Here is a 14,143-nt window from a genome sequence, read left to right as displayed (position 1 = left end):
TATGCGTCAGAAAACCATCGATGCGATTATGGCGCATGCTGCAGCTGAATATCCTCTTGAGTGTTGCGGCGTGGTGGCGCAGAAAAGCCGCGTTGAACGTTATTTCCCGTGCCGGAATCTTGCCGCGACGCCGGAGGACAATTTTGTCCTCTGCCCGGAAGATTACGCAGCTGCTGAAGACTGGGGTACGGTGATCGCCATCGCTCACAGCCACCCTGATGCCACTACGCAGCCGAGCGAACTGGATAAGGCGCAATGCGATGCAACGCTTTTACCCTGGCATATCGTGAGCTGGCCGGAGGGGGATTTACGCACCATCCAGCCGCGTGGGGAACTGCCGCTGCTGGAGCGTCCGTTTGTGCTTGGTCACTTCGACTGCTGGGGGCTGGTAATGAGCTATTTCCGGCAAACGCATGGTATCGAGCTCCACGATTACCGGGTGGATTATCCCTGGTGGGAAAACGACTATCTGGACAACTTCTATCAGGATTGCTGGTATGAGTGCGGATTCCGTGAATTCGACGGGCCACCAAAACCCGGCGATATGGTGATCATGCAGGTCCAGGCCGATAAGTGGAATCACGCGGGGATCCTGCTTAAGGACAATATGCTATTGCATCATCTCTACGGCCATCTGAGCCAGCGTGTGCCGTACGGCGGTTACTGGCAGGAAAGAACAGTTAAGTTATTGCGTTATAAAGATTTATTTCTGTATTAAATTATGTCATCAAAAATAATTCTTATATTGCAGCCAGATTGAATGGTGTTAAGATATTTCCGATTGTAATTAAGGGAAATAAATGATGAAGAAAATAGTCCTGATAGTTTTAACTACCATGATTTTATCTGGTTGCGCGGTTCGAAAGGAAATGGTTCCTATGGGGGGAAGCAAGGCCGATGGTACTGTGAGAATGGGTTATACAGTCGGTCAATTTGAAAAGCCTGTTGTTGACCTTAATCAAGCCGCATCTTTAGCCGCCCAAAAATGTAAAACTTGGGGATATGAAGGTGCAGAACCTTTTGGCGGACAAACTAGCCAGTGTGGACAGATGGATGGTTTTGGGAGTTGTATTATGTCCAATGTATCTGTCGAATATCAGTGTACCGGCGGTAAAGCTGCACAAAATTGATATTTAAACCGCTTCGGCGGTTTTTTTATGTGTGGAAATTGTATGAAAGTGGTTATGAGTCGAATTGAACTTGGCGGAGTTCTTGGTAAAACGTTTGGAAAAGTTCACCATCGCCTGATTTCCCGTGTGAGCGAGGCTGGTGTCGCACTCGCGAAGACCATTCCTGGATTTGAGCAGTTTATGATTTCCAGCCAGCGTCGCGGGCTCACATACTCTGTGTTTAAGGGTAAAAGAAACATTGGTGAGGATGATCTTGGCTTTCCGGTTACCGGTGACGTTATTCGTATTGTTCCAGTAATTATTGGCAGTAAAAAAGCAGGGATATTACAAACAATCCTTGGTGCAGTGCTGGTCGTTGTCGGGGTGGCTGTTGGCTATTTTTCCGCAGGTACGTTATCTGCAGCCGGGTATGGTGTCGCACAATTTGGTGCGGCGATGATGGTCGGCGGGGTTGTGCAAATGCTTTCTCCTCAGCCAACCGGACTGGCCAGTAAACAAAGTGCAGATAACCGTGCATCATACGCGTTCGGTGGTGTGACAAATACCGCAGCTCAGGGTTACCCGGTACCACTTCTCTACGGTCGTAGGCGAATCGGCGGGGCGATTATTTCTGCCGGAATTTATGTCGAAGATCAGCTGTAGATAACAAACCTTTTTTCAGGCCACCTTCGGGTGGCTTTTTTATGGGCGCAATATGGCTACAGAAAAAGTGTTAAAGGGCCGCAAGGGCGGCAGCTCCAGTTCCCGAACCCCTACTGAGCAGCCAGATGATCTGCAATCTGTAGCGAAGGCTAAAATCCTCGTTGCGCTTGGGGAAGGGGAATTTGCAGGGCAGCTAACCGGCAAAGATATCTACCTGGACGGAACGGCGCTTGAGAACGCCGACGGCTCCCAAAACTTCAGCGGTGTGACGTGGGAGTTTCGTGCGGGAACGCAGGCGCAAAATTACATTCAGGGCATTCCCGGTACCGAAAATGAAATCAGCGTGGGTACCGAAGTATCAAGCGCTACAGCATGGACGCGCACGTTCACCAATACGCAGCTATCAGCGGTTCGTCTGCGTCTGAAATGGCCCTCGCTTTTCAAGCAGGAGGACGATGGGGATTTGGTCGGCTATTCGATTAACTACGCGATTGACCTGCAGACGGACGGCGGAACATGGCAGACGGTACTCAATACCAGCGTGACCGGCAAAACAACCTCGGGTTACGAGCGCAGCCACCGTATTGATTTACCGCAGGCTGGTAGTACCTGGACAATTCGGCTGCGTAAAATTACTGCTGACGCCAACAGCGCGAAGATCGGCGACACGATGACGCTGCAGAGCTTCACCGAGGTGATTGACGCCAAACTGCGTTACCCGAACACCGCGCTGCTCTACATCGAATTCGACTCAAGCCAGTTCAACGGCTCTATTCCTCAAATTTCATGCGAACCGCGCGGCCGCGTTATCCGCGTTCCAGATACCTACGACCCTGAAACCCGCTCTTACAGCGGGACATGGGCCGGTGCGTTTAAGTGGGCATGGACGGATAATCCGGCGTGGATTTTTTACGATCTGGTTGTTTCTGACCGATTCGGCCTCGGGCACCGTTTGACCGCTGCGAATATTGATAAATGGACGCTTTATCAGGTTGCCCAGTATTGTGATCAGATGGTACCTGACGGCAAAGGGGGCAACGGTACCGAACCACGTTATACTTGCAACGTGTACATTCAGGATCGGAACGATGCCTACACAGTCCTGCGTGATTTTGCTGCTATCTTCCGTGGCATGACCTACTGGGGCGGGGATCAGATTGTGGCCCTGGCTGACATGCCGCGCGATGTTGATTATAGCTACACGCGCGCTAACGTTGTTGGCGGTCGCTTCACCTATTCGAGCAGCACCACGAAAAGCCGCTACACCACAGCGCTGGTTTCATGGTCAGATCCCGGTAACGCTTATGCTGACGCGATGGAGCCAGTATTTGAGCAGGCGCTGGTGGCGCGGTACGGCTTCAATCAGCTGGAAATGACAGCCATCGGCTGCACCAGGCAGTCAGAAGCGAACAGAAAGGGGCGCTGGGGTATTCTCACCAACAACAAGGATCGCGTTGTTTCGTTTGATGTCGGTCTGGACGGAAACATACCACAGCCGGGGTACATCATTGCCGTGGCAGACGAGCTGCTGTCCGGAAAGGTTATGGGCGGCCGCATCAGTGCCGTAAACGGTCGCGTTATCAAACTTGACCGCGTGGCAGATGCGACAACTGGTGATCGCCTGATTCTCAACCTACCTTCCGGAGCGTCGCAGAGCAGGACCATTCAGGCGGTGAACGGTGAATCAGTCACAGTCACCACGGCATACAGTGAGACGCCACAGGCCGAAGCTGTTTGGGTGGTTGAATCTGACGAGCTTTACGCTCAGAAGTACCGCGTTGTCAGCGTAAGCGATAATGATAATGGCACCTTCTCGATCACCGCCGCATGGCACGATCCGGATAAATATGCCCGTATCGATACTGGCGCAATTATCGACCAGAGGCCAATAAGTGTAATACCTCCTAGTAATCAGTCGCCGCCTGCGAACATCGTGATCAGCTCGTTTTCTGTGGTTCAGCAGAATATCAGCGTCGAGACCATGCGAGTGAGCTGGGACCAGGCACAAAATGCTATTGCCTATGAGGGGCAGTGGCGCCGCGACGACGGAAACTGGGTGAACATGCCTCGCAGCTCCACCACGTCATTTGACGTCCCGGGGATTTATGCCGGGCGCTACCTGGTGCGCGTCCGCGCAATTAATGCCGCTGAAATTTCCTCAGGATGGGGATATTCAGAAGAGAAGACACTGACCGGCAAAGTAGGTAATCCGCCTAAGCCAGTAGGATTCACGGCAACGGGAATTAACTGGGGGATTCGTCTTAACTGGGGTTTCCCGGCAAACACCGGCGATACCCTAAAAACGGAGATTCAGTACACAGCTAACAGTGACTTTTCAAATCCATTATTGCTGTCAGATGTGCCTTATCCATCCGCTGAATATACCCAGCTCGGGCTTAAGGCTGGGCAGGAATTCTGGTACCGCGCGCAGCTGGTCGACAGAACAGGTAACGAATCCGGGTATACCGACTGGGTAAGGGGGATGTCTAATGATAACGCCGATGATTATTTGGGCGATATCGCAGACGATTTCCTAACCTCTGCCGACGGGGAACGCCTCACTGGTGACATCGATACCAACATTGAGGGAATTCTACAGAACGCCCTGGCGAACCACGGAACAGTTGAGCACCAGTGGGCACAATACGGTGAAGTGCGTGCCGATATCCTTGTTGTTAAAACGACCATTGCTGAGGTAGATAAGGCAATGGCCGAAATGTCGACGCAGGTGCAGGCCCAGATCAATGACGTCACGGCTGCACTGGAGGACAAGCTTACCGCAGTGGTCGATGCCTCAGGTGCTTCGGCAATTTACACCCTTAAAACAGGCGTGAGGATAAATGGCATCATGTATAACGCCGGGATGTCGATTGCCGTTCTGGCGCAGGCAGGGCAGCCGATTGTTACCCGAGTAGGTTTCAACGCTAACCAATTCGTACTGATGAGTGGCAGTGGTGATACCCAGTATTCGCCGTTCGCGGTGGTTAATGGCCAGGTCTTTATCAGCTCAGGGTTTATTCAGGATGGCACGATCACCAACGCCAAAATCGGTAACTTTATCCAGTCCAACAATTATGTCGCCGGGCAGTCCGGGTGGAAACTGGATAAAGGAGGTACCTGGGAAAACTACGGCAGCGACGGGGAGGGCGCAAGAAAGACTACGAATGTAACGGACAGCATCAGGGACGCGAACGGCGTTCTCCGCGTACAGATTGGTAAAATTACGGGGGTATTTTGATGACGTGGGGCATTCAGACGTGGGATGCCAATGGCAACCCGAACAATTACGGTATTAAGCCAGTTTCAGTGGTAGGCCGCATCCCACTTTCTGAGGGGCAAAACTCCGGAAGCTGGTCATTTACCATTCCGGACGGAATGAAGGTCGGGTTTGTCGTTTCTCTGGATAAGGGGGCTGTCTCTGTGGGACGACGTATCGTCGCCAGCGGAAATACGATAACTCTTTCCGCGGCAAGCAGCGTAGGGATTGGAAACTATCCAGCATCTGAATGTGAGCTCGTAGTTTATGTGGAGAAAGCCTAGTGGCAGATTATGGCGCGCTGATTGCTCTGGAAAGCGGAAATCCTTTTATTACCCCACAGTCCACACCATTCTGTCTATACAGAAAGGTAGTGGTTAACTCAGTAGCAAGCGGGGCATATCACGGTGCATCTGCAGCAGTAGCTCTGGACGTGTCTTATCCAGCAATGGTTTTTTGCAAAACAAGTGATACAGCTCAGCCTACATTGGTCACTGCGGCCAGATCAGGAGGAAATATTCTTGTTGGATCAAGCAATGCTTATGGACAGGCACATACATTAACGGCCTACATCTTTGCTATCTACCCGCAGACATTGCCAAAATGGGGATTTGCTATCTGGGATGCTGCCGGGAAGTTGGTTCTGACAAACGAAAGTCGGATATTGAGTGACCTTGTGACTGTTGGGACGCCGGGAGCTACGACAGGTGGAATTAATATTGACGTCACTTTACCTGGGAGTTATGCGGTGGCGCCCGCTATCCTTGGCTCCCAAATCATCCAGAACAATAACACTCAGCCACCCACGATTGTAAATATCACAGCTTACTCAGGATGTCGGTTTAATGGTTCATCAACCAGAATTAATGCCGCGCCATCGACCACGGCTACTGGTTCTGCTGCTGGTGGGACAACGACTGGGATAGCTTTGACGGCTATCAACACTGCCGCCTATGATTGATCGTTTTAAGCGATCAAATCAACATAATTGATCTGTTATATCTATTTTATATTTTAATACCGCTGCGTTAGTTTTACTTATTAAAAACTAGCCAAGGTGTGAAATGACAAAAATAATATTCGCGATGGTATTCTGCCTGTTTCTTTCTGCTTGCTCCGGTTCAGTTCTGCAAAAGCAGAAACCATTATGCGAGGCAGAAGCGCTTATTGGTGGACAGGTTCAGTCGGTACAGATTTACGGTGTGCGTAAAGTAGCCAGTCAGACACAATATAGAGCAGGCTACCCCTTCAACTGGCGATGGGTGAGCAAAAATAACTTCACAAGGTCGACCTGTTCAAAATGAACAAAACAAGAACCCGCTTCGGCGGGTTTTTTATTATCTGAACTCAGGAGTTTTTATGTCGGCAGGTACAATTACCCTCACAAACGGGTCCGCTATTGTTGGTGGTAGCGGAACGGCATTTGCAAATGAAATCGCTGCAGGTGACTTCATTGTCTCTACTGTGGGCGGCGTTCCGTATACGCTGTCAGTCAAATCAGTCGAGAGTAATACCCAGTTGACGCTGGTCAGCAACTTTACCGGGCCTACACAATCAGGTGCGGCCTGGTCAGCAGTTCCTCGCGTGGCTCTCAACATGGTAACTGCCGCGCTGGTGGCGCAAAGTGCTGAAGCTCTGCGTGGACTGAATTACGACAAACAGAACTGGCAGCAGGTTTACAGCGCCGCCGGAAACATCACCGTGAAACTGCCCGACGGCACTACCTTCACCGGCCCGTCCTGGAAATATCTGTCTGACAATATGGCGACGAAGAGCGGCGGGGCCGTACCTGTTAATCAGGGCGGTACTGGTTCGACAACCGCATCAGGTGCTCGCACAAACCTCGGTTTGGGAGACAGCTCCACCAGGAACGTCGGCACAGCGGCGGGAACGGTGGCCGCCGGTGATGATTCTCGCCTGAGCACCATTGACAACAAAAGCGGTGGCACGCTTACATCCTCCCTTAACATCACGGGTAACACCGCATCTTTCATAAACCAGGCTGGTTCTCCGTCTACTGGCACATTAGTGTTTGGCGGTTCAATGCGCTCATCTTTCCGGATTGCAAACCAGGAGCGTGCAGCTGCGAGTTTACAGGCGAGATATGTTTGGGGTAATTCAAGTTCATACGCTGAATTAAGTGTTGCTACTTTCACAGCATCCGGGTCGGTAGGGGTTGCAGCGGCCTTCAATTTTGATGGTAATGGTTCAGCAACTGCACCAGGGGCCTGGGTGCCAAACTCTGACGGACGTCTTAAATACGCTATCGAGAGAATTCCGGACCCGTTGGGGAAAATGGTTAAGCTTCGCGGGGTCACATGGAAGCGTCTCGATGATATAGCTCCAGGTATTGGGTTTATCGCGCAGGAAGTGCAGGAGGTATTTCCTGAATTCGTTTTTGAAGGCGGTGACCGTACGCTGGAAGATGGTACCGTCGTGGAGAAGGTTTTAAGCCCTGATACCTACGGTGTGGCGGCAGCCCTTCACCATGAAGCAATTTTGGCTTTAATGAATCAAATTGAAGATTTAAAGAAACAGGTCGAGGCGTTGCAGCCTGGAAGTTAAGGAAACCACCGCCCACCGTATGCAAGAACGGTCAGCGGCTGGTTGCTCAGTGTCCATGCCTGAGCAATTGTCGGGAATTTTACCAGAATGATTTTGGCTGAGCACAAACGTAGTGGAAAGAAAGCAGGCGGTAATAATTTAAGATGTGGCTGTGTGCACGCTTTATAAAAGATTTCCGATCTTTAAGGGGATTTGCAAAGCATAAGTTATTAAAGTTCATCAGGATTGTTCGATGTGCTGATGCCGACTTTGACCAGGCTCAATATCATCAGACCAAGAGCTACAACCACAGTTGAAGCGATTATAAATGTTGTCATGTCGAGATTTCTCACAGGAGTGTGTTAGTTAGACTGCGTGAAGCCACAAACGTTCAGAACATAAAAATAAATATGAGAGTGATCATTGAGGGAGGTGCCGCCCATCGTATGCAAGAATGGGCGGTGGCTGGTTGCTCAGTGTTCATGCCTGAGCTACCGGGAATTAGTTTACTTGAGGTATCGTTCGGTGTCTCTTTTATTAATATGTCTGGCTTTCCATTCAGAATAATCTCTCAGTAACCATCTCGAACTTCTGCCTAGCTTTACCGGGGCAGGGAATTCGCCCCGATTTATAATTGAGTAAAAGTATTTAGCAGTGAACCCCGAATCGTTAGTTATGTACTTGAGGTCAATGAATGAATCATCAGAAAGGTTAGTTCTTGTCTTTGGCATCATGTATGTATTTCCTATAGTCGTGAACTCATTGAAAATGTGCGAAGATAAAAATTACCGCTACTTATACTCCCTCGATGCTCGAACTTTTTCAGTGATCCACGCTTCCACTTCCGTTGATATCCACCTAGTTGACCTACCTATTTTTATTGATTGTGGAAACTCGCCCGCATTCATCGACTTGTAAATGAATACCTTTTTGAACCCAACAGCCCTACAAACTTCTTTCAGATCCATCAAATATATGTTCAAATTGTGCTCTCCTCATTGAATGATAAATGGACGTCTTCTTGGAAAAACTAACATTGACACGAAAGGAAGAACGAAGGAGTGAACAAAAGAAAACCCGACGCGGTTTCCATGCAAACAAATATGGGGGTACTTTAGGGGGTATGTTGTTTTATTGAATGGTATATTTATTAGTATTATCAGTGGATTATTTGAATGTATCGAATCCTACAGGGGCCATTTAAAAACAGGCGTTTACGCCACTTTCAAACCAGCCTGATTTTCTCCTTGTGTCGTATTTGTGTTATGGTTTCCAAAAATGGCATCTATCTTTCGTGCATGTTCGTTTAAATGGTTCGGGGCTAGGTGAGCATAACGACGGATCATTTCGAACGACTCCTAGCCGCCATTTCTTGCAGAACGGACAGCGGTATGCCGGACTGAATTTACCAGCTCGCCCTGGTATGGCGGAGGTCATGAAAACGGAAGTTCTCGATACCTGCTTTTTCCAGTCCTGTACGCCAGGCGGCATTGTCATCCACTCGCATTTTACGGACAGCCGGAGTGACGGTTTTGTCGGGGCGCGTTGATGGCTTCGTGTGAACGAATATCATCATTGCCGTACTGACGAATCTCTATTTCAAAATCCGTGAAGACAACCGCCGCAGCAGGAGCCGAGATGAACCCAACGTTGAGGTTTAAGTTGGTGGGTGCCATTGACGGCGGATCTGGAGCAATCACTGTTGCTGAAATAATGCTGGGCAATGCGGATCGGCTGGAAGGTCGGCGTTATTATGCCTATCAGGATGTGGTCGGTGTATGGGCTGTTTGCGATGACCACATCGGCGCTGACATTCGCCGCGGCGAAGCGACCAGTATCGGCGGCCTGACGATGCTACCGGCCCCAGACTTACTGACTCCTCTGCTCGGGATTATTTCATCCTCAGAGAGTGGAATCTTCACAGTGACGAAACAGGTTGTCTATCTGCAGGAGTACATAACTACACAGTGTATGAGGTAAAATGCCATCTTTATTCGGAGGGCATATGTCAGAACACGAGTTAGCAGTTCAGTCTCTCTATGTAGCACAGTATTCTGCAAGATGGGCGCGATATGCTGTATGGATATATGGAGTTTCTGCAGTAATTGGCTTGGTGGCAGCTATGGCAACATTATGGGCAGTATTAGTTGCAAGAAAAGGGTTGAGTTCATGGAAGGATCAACACATAAGTGTTGCGAAGGCTGAGTGGATTGCTTCTCTGGTAAATTACGCTTCCGGCTTGTCTTCTTTGCCAGATTTAATAGATTGGCGTAATCCTGGTGATGCGAAGCACGTAGAGAGAATTGCTTTTCTTCAATATGAATGTATTAAGTGCTGGAAAGTTCTTCAGGTTCATTTGTCACAAAACCCAGTGTTGGAAAAAGAGTTTCATGAAAGATATAACCTTAAATGGGCAACATTTGGAGTTAACTCCCATAATGCATATATGAGCAGGCAGATGACTAAGGAAGCGTTAAAAAAAATATGCATTGATTTGTATAACACTTGAGATTGTTCATGCCGCCTACGGGCGGTTTTTTATTGCCATCACCATGAACAGACCCATCATAATGGCAATTCTGCTCACTTCTTGCAGAGGATGCGCAAATCCTTGCGATTAAACCCGCCATCTTTTGACAGATCTTGATATCCGTTAGGGCAAACTTCATTTGCTTTTGCATAGCAAACATCCCAACCGGTCGAGGCGCCACATTGGATGTCGTACTCGCTTGAGCCATCAGAGCGTTTGATTTCTTGGGAAGTAGAGCAGCCAACAAGCATGACCGCAAAAGTTAAGGGGAAAAGTGTTTTCATGTTCATCTCCAGGGGAAAGCATGAATATAAACCGCCTGCTCATGATTCGCGAGCCATCGTTATGCCTGGAAGAATAAATGCTGGACATTTACCAAATCACGCTAACCTCCCGGACAGGCGAAACCTTCACGGGCAAGATGTCGCGACGTCAGCCTGAGCTGGTTAACTGCTTTGTGCCGCTGGCGACCGAGACAGGGGAGTGGATATATTTCGCTCCGGCCAATGTGAAGCGCGTGCAATTCACGCCGCTGGTAGGGAGCGTTGAAGAAAAGGGCGAATGAACGCCCTGTGTATTAACCGCGGGCCTCTCGGCCTTCTTCATCCTCAGGGACGCGGTAACGCCAGTATTTTTCAGGTTTAACCCAAACGACATTTTTCCCGCTATCAACTCGAAACTTATTAATCACTTTGGTTGATAGCGCCTGGTTACCGTCAGCATTTTCCTTGATATGCTGCTCGTTGTTATGTTTAACGAGATAGTCGACAACATCTTGTTGGTAAAGACACTTGGATGACTGAAGGTTAAACATCATCCAAGATGACACGTCCGAGACAGATAGCCTTGGTGTGTTTGGGTTTACGGCTTTGGGGATGGGACCATTAACGAAACTTCAGGAAAAACGCCGCTATCAAGTTTCTTCCCTGCGAACCATTGGCATCCGTAAGAAAGTAATTTCTCTCCATATTGAGATGGCAAAATAACATCTTTGATAGTCATATCAGGACCACCGGATTTAAGAGTAACTATATCTCCAGCGGCATATTTAGCTTTGCTGCTCATAAAAACTCCATGAAATGAGATTTCCCATAGCACTCAACGACAAACAAGAAATGTTCTGTCGTGAGTACCTCATCGATTTAAACGCCACTTAAACGGCTATTCGGGCGGGATACAGCGCAAAGACAGCTAACTGCACAGCCTCCGAAAAGCTGTCAAAATCTGACGTTCAGCCCAGAATTGCCGAACTCAAAGCGCAGCGCAATGATCTGGTTGGCATAAATGCGACATACGTCCTGAATCGTCTCGTTGAGATAGAGCATATGGATGTGCTCGACATCCTCAAAGACGATATGAGTCTGAAGCCAGTAAGCGATTGGCCTTCATTCTGGCGGAGATATCTTAGCGGCTGCGATGTGGCTGAGATGTTTGAAAGCCGTGGGGAGGAGCGTGAGATGGTTGGGCTGCTTAAGAAAATTAAGTGGCCGGATAAAGTCAAAAATCTCGAGCTGCTCGGGAAGCGCATAGATGTGATGGCTTTCAAAGAGCAGGCCACTCATGAACATACAGGCAAGAACGGCTAACCTATCGAAATGGCGATGCTGACCAGATAAGAATACAAGACTTCCCGGCGGGAGATGTTGGAGGATGACGACTGCTGAGCAAAAGGGTTACGCCCGAATGATTGAATGTGAAGAGGACGGGCTTTACTACGCTCGTTACTTCTTCAAGCAGCGCACCGGCGGCATGATGATTGTCGCGCCGCACCACAAGGTTATTCAGTAAACACTGGTTCGCGTCATTGATGGTGAGATTTAGCGCCAGATTATCAACGTTCCGCCTGGCTACACGAAAACGGAACTGGCAACCATCGACAAGATGGGGCTTGCGCTTAACTGCCGAGCCCGCTTAATGCACCTGTGGTACTCGCATAACCTTGCGCTGCTGAACTTCTCCACCGCACTCGGAATGATTAAGTCGCAGGCTTATCAGTCAATGTGGCCGATGGCGCTGCGTGATGATGGAGACAGCAAGGCTATGTGGTGGACTGAGCACGGTGGCGGCGTTTATGCGTCGTCAGCTGCCGGACAGGTTACCGGGTCCCGCGCGGGTCACATGGAACCGGGCTGGAAGGGTATGCTGATTATCGATGACCCGGTTAAGCCGGATGACGCTTACTCTGAGAACGTCCGAGACCGCGTCAACAACCGTTTCAACGAGACAATCAAATCACGACTGGCGATCGAGACGACGCCGATGATTGTCATTATGCAGCGGATCCATTACCACGACCTGAGCGGCTATCTTCTGCGGGGCGGGAGTGGTGAGAAATGGCATCACCTGAATCTGCCGGTGATTATCGACAATAGCCAGCCATACGCTGCACATTATCCTGAAAACACCCACGCTATACCGATTGACCATGGTCTTCCTGATGGATGGCTGTGGCCGTTTAAGCATAACGAATCGCATCGCGTATCCCTGTTTTCTCACCGGCGCACCGCCTAAGCTCAGTACATGTAGAACGCGAGGGAAACGGCCAGTGTCATCAGCAAGCGCCTCGATGTGTCGATGTCGAAGACCATCGCTCAGACTGAGCGGGTTGGAGCGCTGCGGCAGGCGCAATGGAACGAAACGGACTGGGCTGCCGACAGGCTGGGGCTGAATACCGGCCTGCTGTGGCTGTCAGCGCTCAAGCCAACAACGCGCAGTTGGCACGCCAGCCGTCAAGGCAAGATCTATACCACCGAAGAGGTGCGTGACTTCTACGCTGAGAAAGGTAACTGGTACAACTGTTACTAAAGTTAGATTCCGGTGCTGCTCAACGACGACGGCAGCATCTTCAATGAAGGAGTGGCAGAAAAGCTGGCAAAGGAAAGAATAGCTTGGAAAACATCAGATTAATAGTATTTTAATATTTTCGAGGAGAGATACTATGAGTCTAAACTTTTTACATTACCCCGTAGGTATTGGATATACCATTTTTCAAAGACCAAGCGGCACGCCAGTGCACATCGAGCAGGCGTATTTGGTGGAAGGTGAAGATAAAGAAATTCAAGATTATCTTAGCTTCCTTAATCAGGTGCTTGGTGAAACTACCCCTGTGACATATGAAGTGATAATGTCTGGCACCTACAAAGTTCCATCACGTGTGAAATTGGTATGGGATATCGATGAATTCATCAAGATGCCGAAAGATGAATTCATTGCTCGCTTCATTAAGCCATACACGAATAATACATGGATCTACAGTTAACGACCTGACCCGCTCCGGCGGGTTTTTTATTTCCTGAAATCCACCAATGAGGACCCAGCATGAAACGCAACCGCGTTAACGTGCTGACCGTCGTCAACTCCGCTTCAAACATCACCACCGAAAGCGTCAACGGCAAGCCACATATCGTGGTTCGCGGAATCACGCCTGTCGTAGATGATATCTTGATGAACCGGAAATTATACCCGGCAGCTGAAATCGAAAAAGCCTACAACACGCTCGAGCGTAACCCGATGCCCCTAGGCCACCCAAAGGTGGATGGCAAGCATGTTTCGGCGCGTGATGTCCAGGCGGTAAACGAGTACCACGTCGGGGCGTGACTGCAGACGTCAGCCACAAAGACGGGAGGGTGACGGGCGACATGTACGATACTCATTGCTACACCGAGTCCACCCAATAGCCGATTCTGCACCGTCTCTGCTTCAGTTACTGTTTTATCAGACAACACGGCAGCCATTTGCTCCGGCGACATAACTACATGTAATCCGTTACTTATACCAATACTCCATTTACTTGATTTGTAGATAATAAAAAATATCAGCGCGTTGCGCAAAAGGTGTTGTAGTCTGCTAAAAGTGGCCACTTAGACCTACTGCTTAATAATCTAAACCCTGCTAGTAATAGCAGGGTTTTGTTATAGTTGGAGATCTGCAATGCACAATAGTAAACAGCTGCCGTATTTATTTAACCCTGACATGACCGCTGAGCAACATGAAGACTGGCTTGTACAGCAGAAAAATTGCTTACAAAGCGCTGGCGCTACA

17 protein-coding genes and 6 pseudogenes are annotated in these 14,143 nt (G+C 49.3%); 17 read left to right on the top strand and 6 right to left on the bottom strand.

Annotated features, from left to right (window positions below):
* Position 1: 1 nt before the first annotated feature.
* The 8 genes from URZ40_RS16545 to URZ40_RS16510 all read left to right on the top strand — a co-directional run bounded on the left by URZ40_RS16545 (position 2) and on the right by URZ40_RS16510 (position 7,593).
* Positions 2-718 (top strand): C40 family peptidase, encoded by a 717-nt coding sequence (locus tag URZ40_RS16545; protein WP_116341412.1) that lies wholly within the window; start codon positions 2-4, stop codon positions 716-718.
* A gap of 82 nt (positions 719-800) precedes the next feature.
* The gene (yecR, locus tag URZ40_RS16540) at positions 801-1,130 is read left to right on the top strand and encodes a YecR family lipoprotein (protein ID WP_225828840.1); all 330 of its coding nucleotides are present in this window, start codon (positions 801-803) and stop codon (positions 1,128-1,130) included.
* Between the two features lie 42 nt (positions 1,131-1,172).
* Positions 1,173-1,772: a tail assembly protein gene (locus URZ40_RS16535; protein WP_320720867.1), complete on the top strand. Its 600-nt coding sequence runs from the start codon at positions 1,173-1,175 to the stop codon at positions 1,770-1,772.
* Between the two features lie 52 nt (positions 1,773-1,824).
* Positions 1,825-5,010 carry a host specificity protein J gene (locus URZ40_RS16530; RefSeq protein ID WP_320720866.1) on the top strand — a complete coding sequence of 1,062 codons (3,186 nt, stop codon included), beginning with the start codon at positions 1,825-1,827 and terminating at the stop codon, positions 5,008-5,010.
* Positions 5,010-5,312: a hypothetical protein gene (locus tag URZ40_RS16525; RefSeq protein ID WP_232935881.1), complete on the top strand. Its 303-nt coding sequence runs from the start codon at positions 5,010-5,012 to the stop codon at positions 5,310-5,312. Before URZ40_RS16530 ends, URZ40_RS16525 begins: the two co-directional genes overlap by 1 nt.
* Positions 5,312-5,989, top strand: coding sequence for a hypothetical protein (locus tag URZ40_RS16520; RefSeq protein WP_116341404.1), 678 nt, complete (start codon positions 5,312-5,314; stop codon positions 5,987-5,989). The genes URZ40_RS16525 and URZ40_RS16520 overlap by 1 nt, the downstream gene beginning before the upstream one ends.
* A 103-nt stretch (positions 5,990-6,092) precedes the next feature.
* Positions 6,093-6,332, top strand: a complete 240-nt coding sequence (locus URZ40_RS16515; protein ID WP_232935882.1) for a cor protein — start codon at positions 6,093-6,095, stop codon at positions 6,330-6,332.
* Between the two features lie 55 nt (positions 6,333-6,387).
* A complete protein-coding gene (locus URZ40_RS16510; protein ID WP_232935883.1) occupies positions 6,388-7,593 on the top strand; it encodes a tail fiber domain-containing protein in 1,206 nt (401 codons plus the stop codon).
* Positions 7,594-7,802: 209 nt separating this feature from the next.
* On the opposite strand, the gene URZ40_RS23195 is transcribed toward URZ40_RS16510, so the two are convergent.
* The 3 genes and pseudogenes from URZ40_RS23195 to URZ40_RS16500 form a co-directional block, all read right to left on the bottom strand.
* Positions 7,803-7,910 (bottom strand): YnaM/YnfT family protein, encoded by a 108-nt coding sequence (locus tag URZ40_RS23195; protein ID WP_368731672.1) that lies wholly within the window; start codon positions 7,908-7,910, stop codon positions 7,803-7,805.
* 453 nt (positions 7,911-8,363) lie between these two features.
* Positions 8,364-8,540, bottom strand: coding sequence for an AlpA family transcriptional regulator (locus URZ40_RS16505; protein WP_232935884.1), 177 nt, complete (start codon positions 8,538-8,540; stop codon positions 8,364-8,366).
* A gap of 246 nt (positions 8,541-8,786) precedes the next feature.
* Positions 8,787-9,142, bottom strand: a pseudogene (locus tag URZ40_RS16500) (tyrosine-type recombinase/integrase); the annotation flags it as partial.
* Here URZ40_RS16500 and URZ40_RS16495 point away from each other — a divergent pair.
* From URZ40_RS16495 to URZ40_RS16480, 3 genes and pseudogenes are all read left to right on the top strand, one after another.
* Positions 9,141-9,233 (top strand): annotated as a pseudogene (locus tag URZ40_RS16495) (lysis protein); the annotation flags it as partial. The pseudogenes URZ40_RS16500 and URZ40_RS16495 sit on opposite strands and share 2 nt — an antisense overlap.
* Complete coding sequence (locus tag URZ40_RS23190) at positions 9,211-9,552, top strand: hypothetical protein (protein WP_407065516.1); 342 nt, start codon at positions 9,211-9,213, stop codon at positions 9,550-9,552. The pseudogene URZ40_RS16495 and the gene URZ40_RS23190, both read left to right, overlap by 23 nt.
* Positions 9,553-9,577: 25 nt before the next feature.
* A complete protein-coding gene (locus tag URZ40_RS16480; protein WP_316380787.1) occupies positions 9,578-10,081 on the top strand; it encodes a hypothetical protein in 504 nt (167 codons plus the stop codon).
* Positions 10,082-10,155: 74 nt separating this feature from the next.
* Here the strand turns inward: URZ40_RS16480 and URZ40_RS16475 are convergent, their stop codons facing one another.
* Positions 10,156-10,386 (bottom strand): hypothetical protein, encoded by a 231-nt coding sequence (locus tag URZ40_RS16475; protein ID WP_316380785.1) that lies wholly within the window; start codon positions 10,384-10,386, stop codon positions 10,156-10,158.
* Between the two features lie 77 nt (positions 10,387-10,463).
* Between URZ40_RS16475 and URZ40_RS16470 the strand changes: the two genes are divergently transcribed.
* Positions 10,464-10,667 (top strand): hypothetical protein, encoded by a 204-nt coding sequence (locus URZ40_RS16470; protein WP_316380784.1) that lies wholly within the window; start codon positions 10,464-10,466, stop codon positions 10,665-10,667.
* A 12-nt stretch (positions 10,668-10,679) separates the two neighbouring features.
* Here the strand turns inward: URZ40_RS16470 and URZ40_RS16465 are convergent, their stop codons facing one another.
* Both URZ40_RS16465 and URZ40_RS16460 read right to left on the bottom strand, forming a co-directional pair.
* Positions 10,680-10,931: a DUF6953 family protein gene (locus URZ40_RS16465; RefSeq protein WP_407065515.1), complete on the bottom strand. Its 252-nt coding sequence runs from the start codon at positions 10,929-10,931 to the stop codon at positions 10,680-10,682.
* Between the two features lie 32 nt (positions 10,932-10,963).
* On the bottom strand, positions 10,964-11,167 hold the full coding sequence (locus URZ40_RS16460) for a DUF2158 domain-containing protein (RefSeq protein WP_316380783.1): 204 nt from the start codon (positions 11,165-11,167) through the stop codon (positions 10,964-10,966).
* A gap of 26 nt (positions 11,168-11,193) precedes the next feature.
* Between URZ40_RS16460 and URZ40_RS16455 the strand changes: the two are divergent.
* From URZ40_RS16455 to URZ40_RS16435, 5 genes and pseudogenes are all read left to right on the top strand, one after another.
* Positions 11,194-11,718 (top strand): annotated as a pseudogene (locus tag URZ40_RS16455) (terminase small subunit).
* Between the two features lie 34 nt (positions 11,719-11,752).
* Positions 11,753-12,610 (top strand): annotated as a pseudogene (locus URZ40_RS16450) (DNA-packaging protein); the annotation flags it as partial.
* A gap of 18 nt (positions 12,611-12,628) precedes the next feature.
* Positions 12,629-13,009 (top strand): annotated as a pseudogene (locus URZ40_RS16445) (phage head morphogenesis protein); the annotation flags it as partial.
* 31 nt (positions 13,010-13,040) lie between these two features.
* Complete coding sequence (locus tag URZ40_RS16440; RefSeq protein ID WP_316380782.1) at positions 13,041-13,361, top strand: hypothetical protein; 321 nt, start codon at positions 13,041-13,043, stop codon at positions 13,359-13,361.
* A 59-nt stretch (positions 13,362-13,420) separates the two neighbouring features.
* Positions 13,421-13,773: pseudogene (locus URZ40_RS16435) on the top strand (DUF2213 domain-containing protein); the annotation flags it as partial.
* Positions 13,774-14,143 lie beyond the last annotated feature (370 nt).

The sequence above is a fragment of the Enterobacter sp. 296B2 genome (assembly GCF_034106185.1).
GTDB classification, from domain to species: domain Bacteria; phylum Pseudomonadota; class Gammaproteobacteria; order Enterobacterales; family Enterobacteriaceae; genus Enterobacter; species Enterobacter cloacae_N.
This window is presented reverse-complemented; position numbering and strand designations above follow the sequence as displayed.

What these genes read in the sequence shown, in the direction of transcription:
- URZ40_RS16545 (WP_116341412.1), top strand. Translation starts at nt 2, where the DNA reads ATGCGTCAGAAAACCATCGATGCGATTATGGCGCATGCTGCAGCTGAA.
- yecR (WP_225828840.1), top strand. Translation starts at nt 801, where the DNA reads ATGATGAAGAAAATAGTCCTGATAGTTTTAACTACCATGATTTTATCT.
- URZ40_RS16535 (WP_320720867.1), top strand. Translation starts at nt 1,173, where the DNA reads ATGAAAGTGGTTATGAGTCGAATTGAACTTGGCGGAGTTCTTGGTAAA.
- URZ40_RS16530 (WP_320720866.1), top strand. Translation starts at nt 1,825, where the DNA reads ATGGCTACAGAAAAAGTGTTAAAGGGCCGCAAGGGCGGCAGCTCCAGT.
- URZ40_RS16525 (WP_232935881.1), top strand. Translation starts at nt 5,010, where the DNA reads ATGACGTGGGGCATTCAGACGTGGGATGCCAATGGCAACCCGAACAAT.
- URZ40_RS16515 (WP_232935882.1), top strand. Translation starts at nt 6,093, where the DNA reads ATGACAAAAATAATATTCGCGATGGTATTCTGCCTGTTTCTTTCTGCT.
- URZ40_RS16510 (WP_232935883.1), top strand. Translation starts at nt 6,388, where the DNA reads ATGTCGGCAGGTACAATTACCCTCACAAACGGGTCCGCTATTGTTGGT.
- URZ40_RS23195 (WP_368731672.1), bottom strand. Translation starts at nt 7,910, where the DNA reads ATGACAACATTTATAATCGCTTCAACTGTGGTTGTAGCTCTTGGTCTG.
- URZ40_RS16505 (WP_232935884.1), bottom strand. Translation starts at nt 8,540, where the DNA reads ATGGATCTGAAAGAAGTTTGTAGGGCTGTTGGGTTCAAAAAGGTATTC.
- URZ40_RS23190 (WP_407065516.1), top strand. Translation starts at nt 9,211, where the DNA reads ATGAACCCAACGTTGAGGTTTAAGTTGGTGGGTGCCATTGACGGCGGA.
- URZ40_RS16480 (WP_316380787.1), top strand. Translation starts at nt 9,578, where the DNA reads ATGTCAGAACACGAGTTAGCAGTTCAGTCTCTCTATGTAGCACAGTAT.
- URZ40_RS16475 (WP_316380785.1), bottom strand. Translation starts at nt 10,386, where the DNA reads ATGAAAACACTTTTCCCCTTAACTTTTGCGGTCATGCTTGTTGGCTGC.
- URZ40_RS16470 (WP_316380784.1), top strand. Translation starts at nt 10,464, where the DNA reads ATGCTGGACATTTACCAAATCACGCTAACCTCCCGGACAGGCGAAACC.
- URZ40_RS16460 (WP_316380783.1), bottom strand. Translation starts at nt 11,167, where the DNA reads ATGAGCAGCAAAGCTAAATATGCCGCTGGAGATATAGTTACTCTTAAA.
- URZ40_RS16440 (WP_316380782.1), top strand. Translation starts at nt 13,041, where the DNA reads ATGAGTCTAAACTTTTTACATTACCCCGTAGGTATTGGATATACCATT.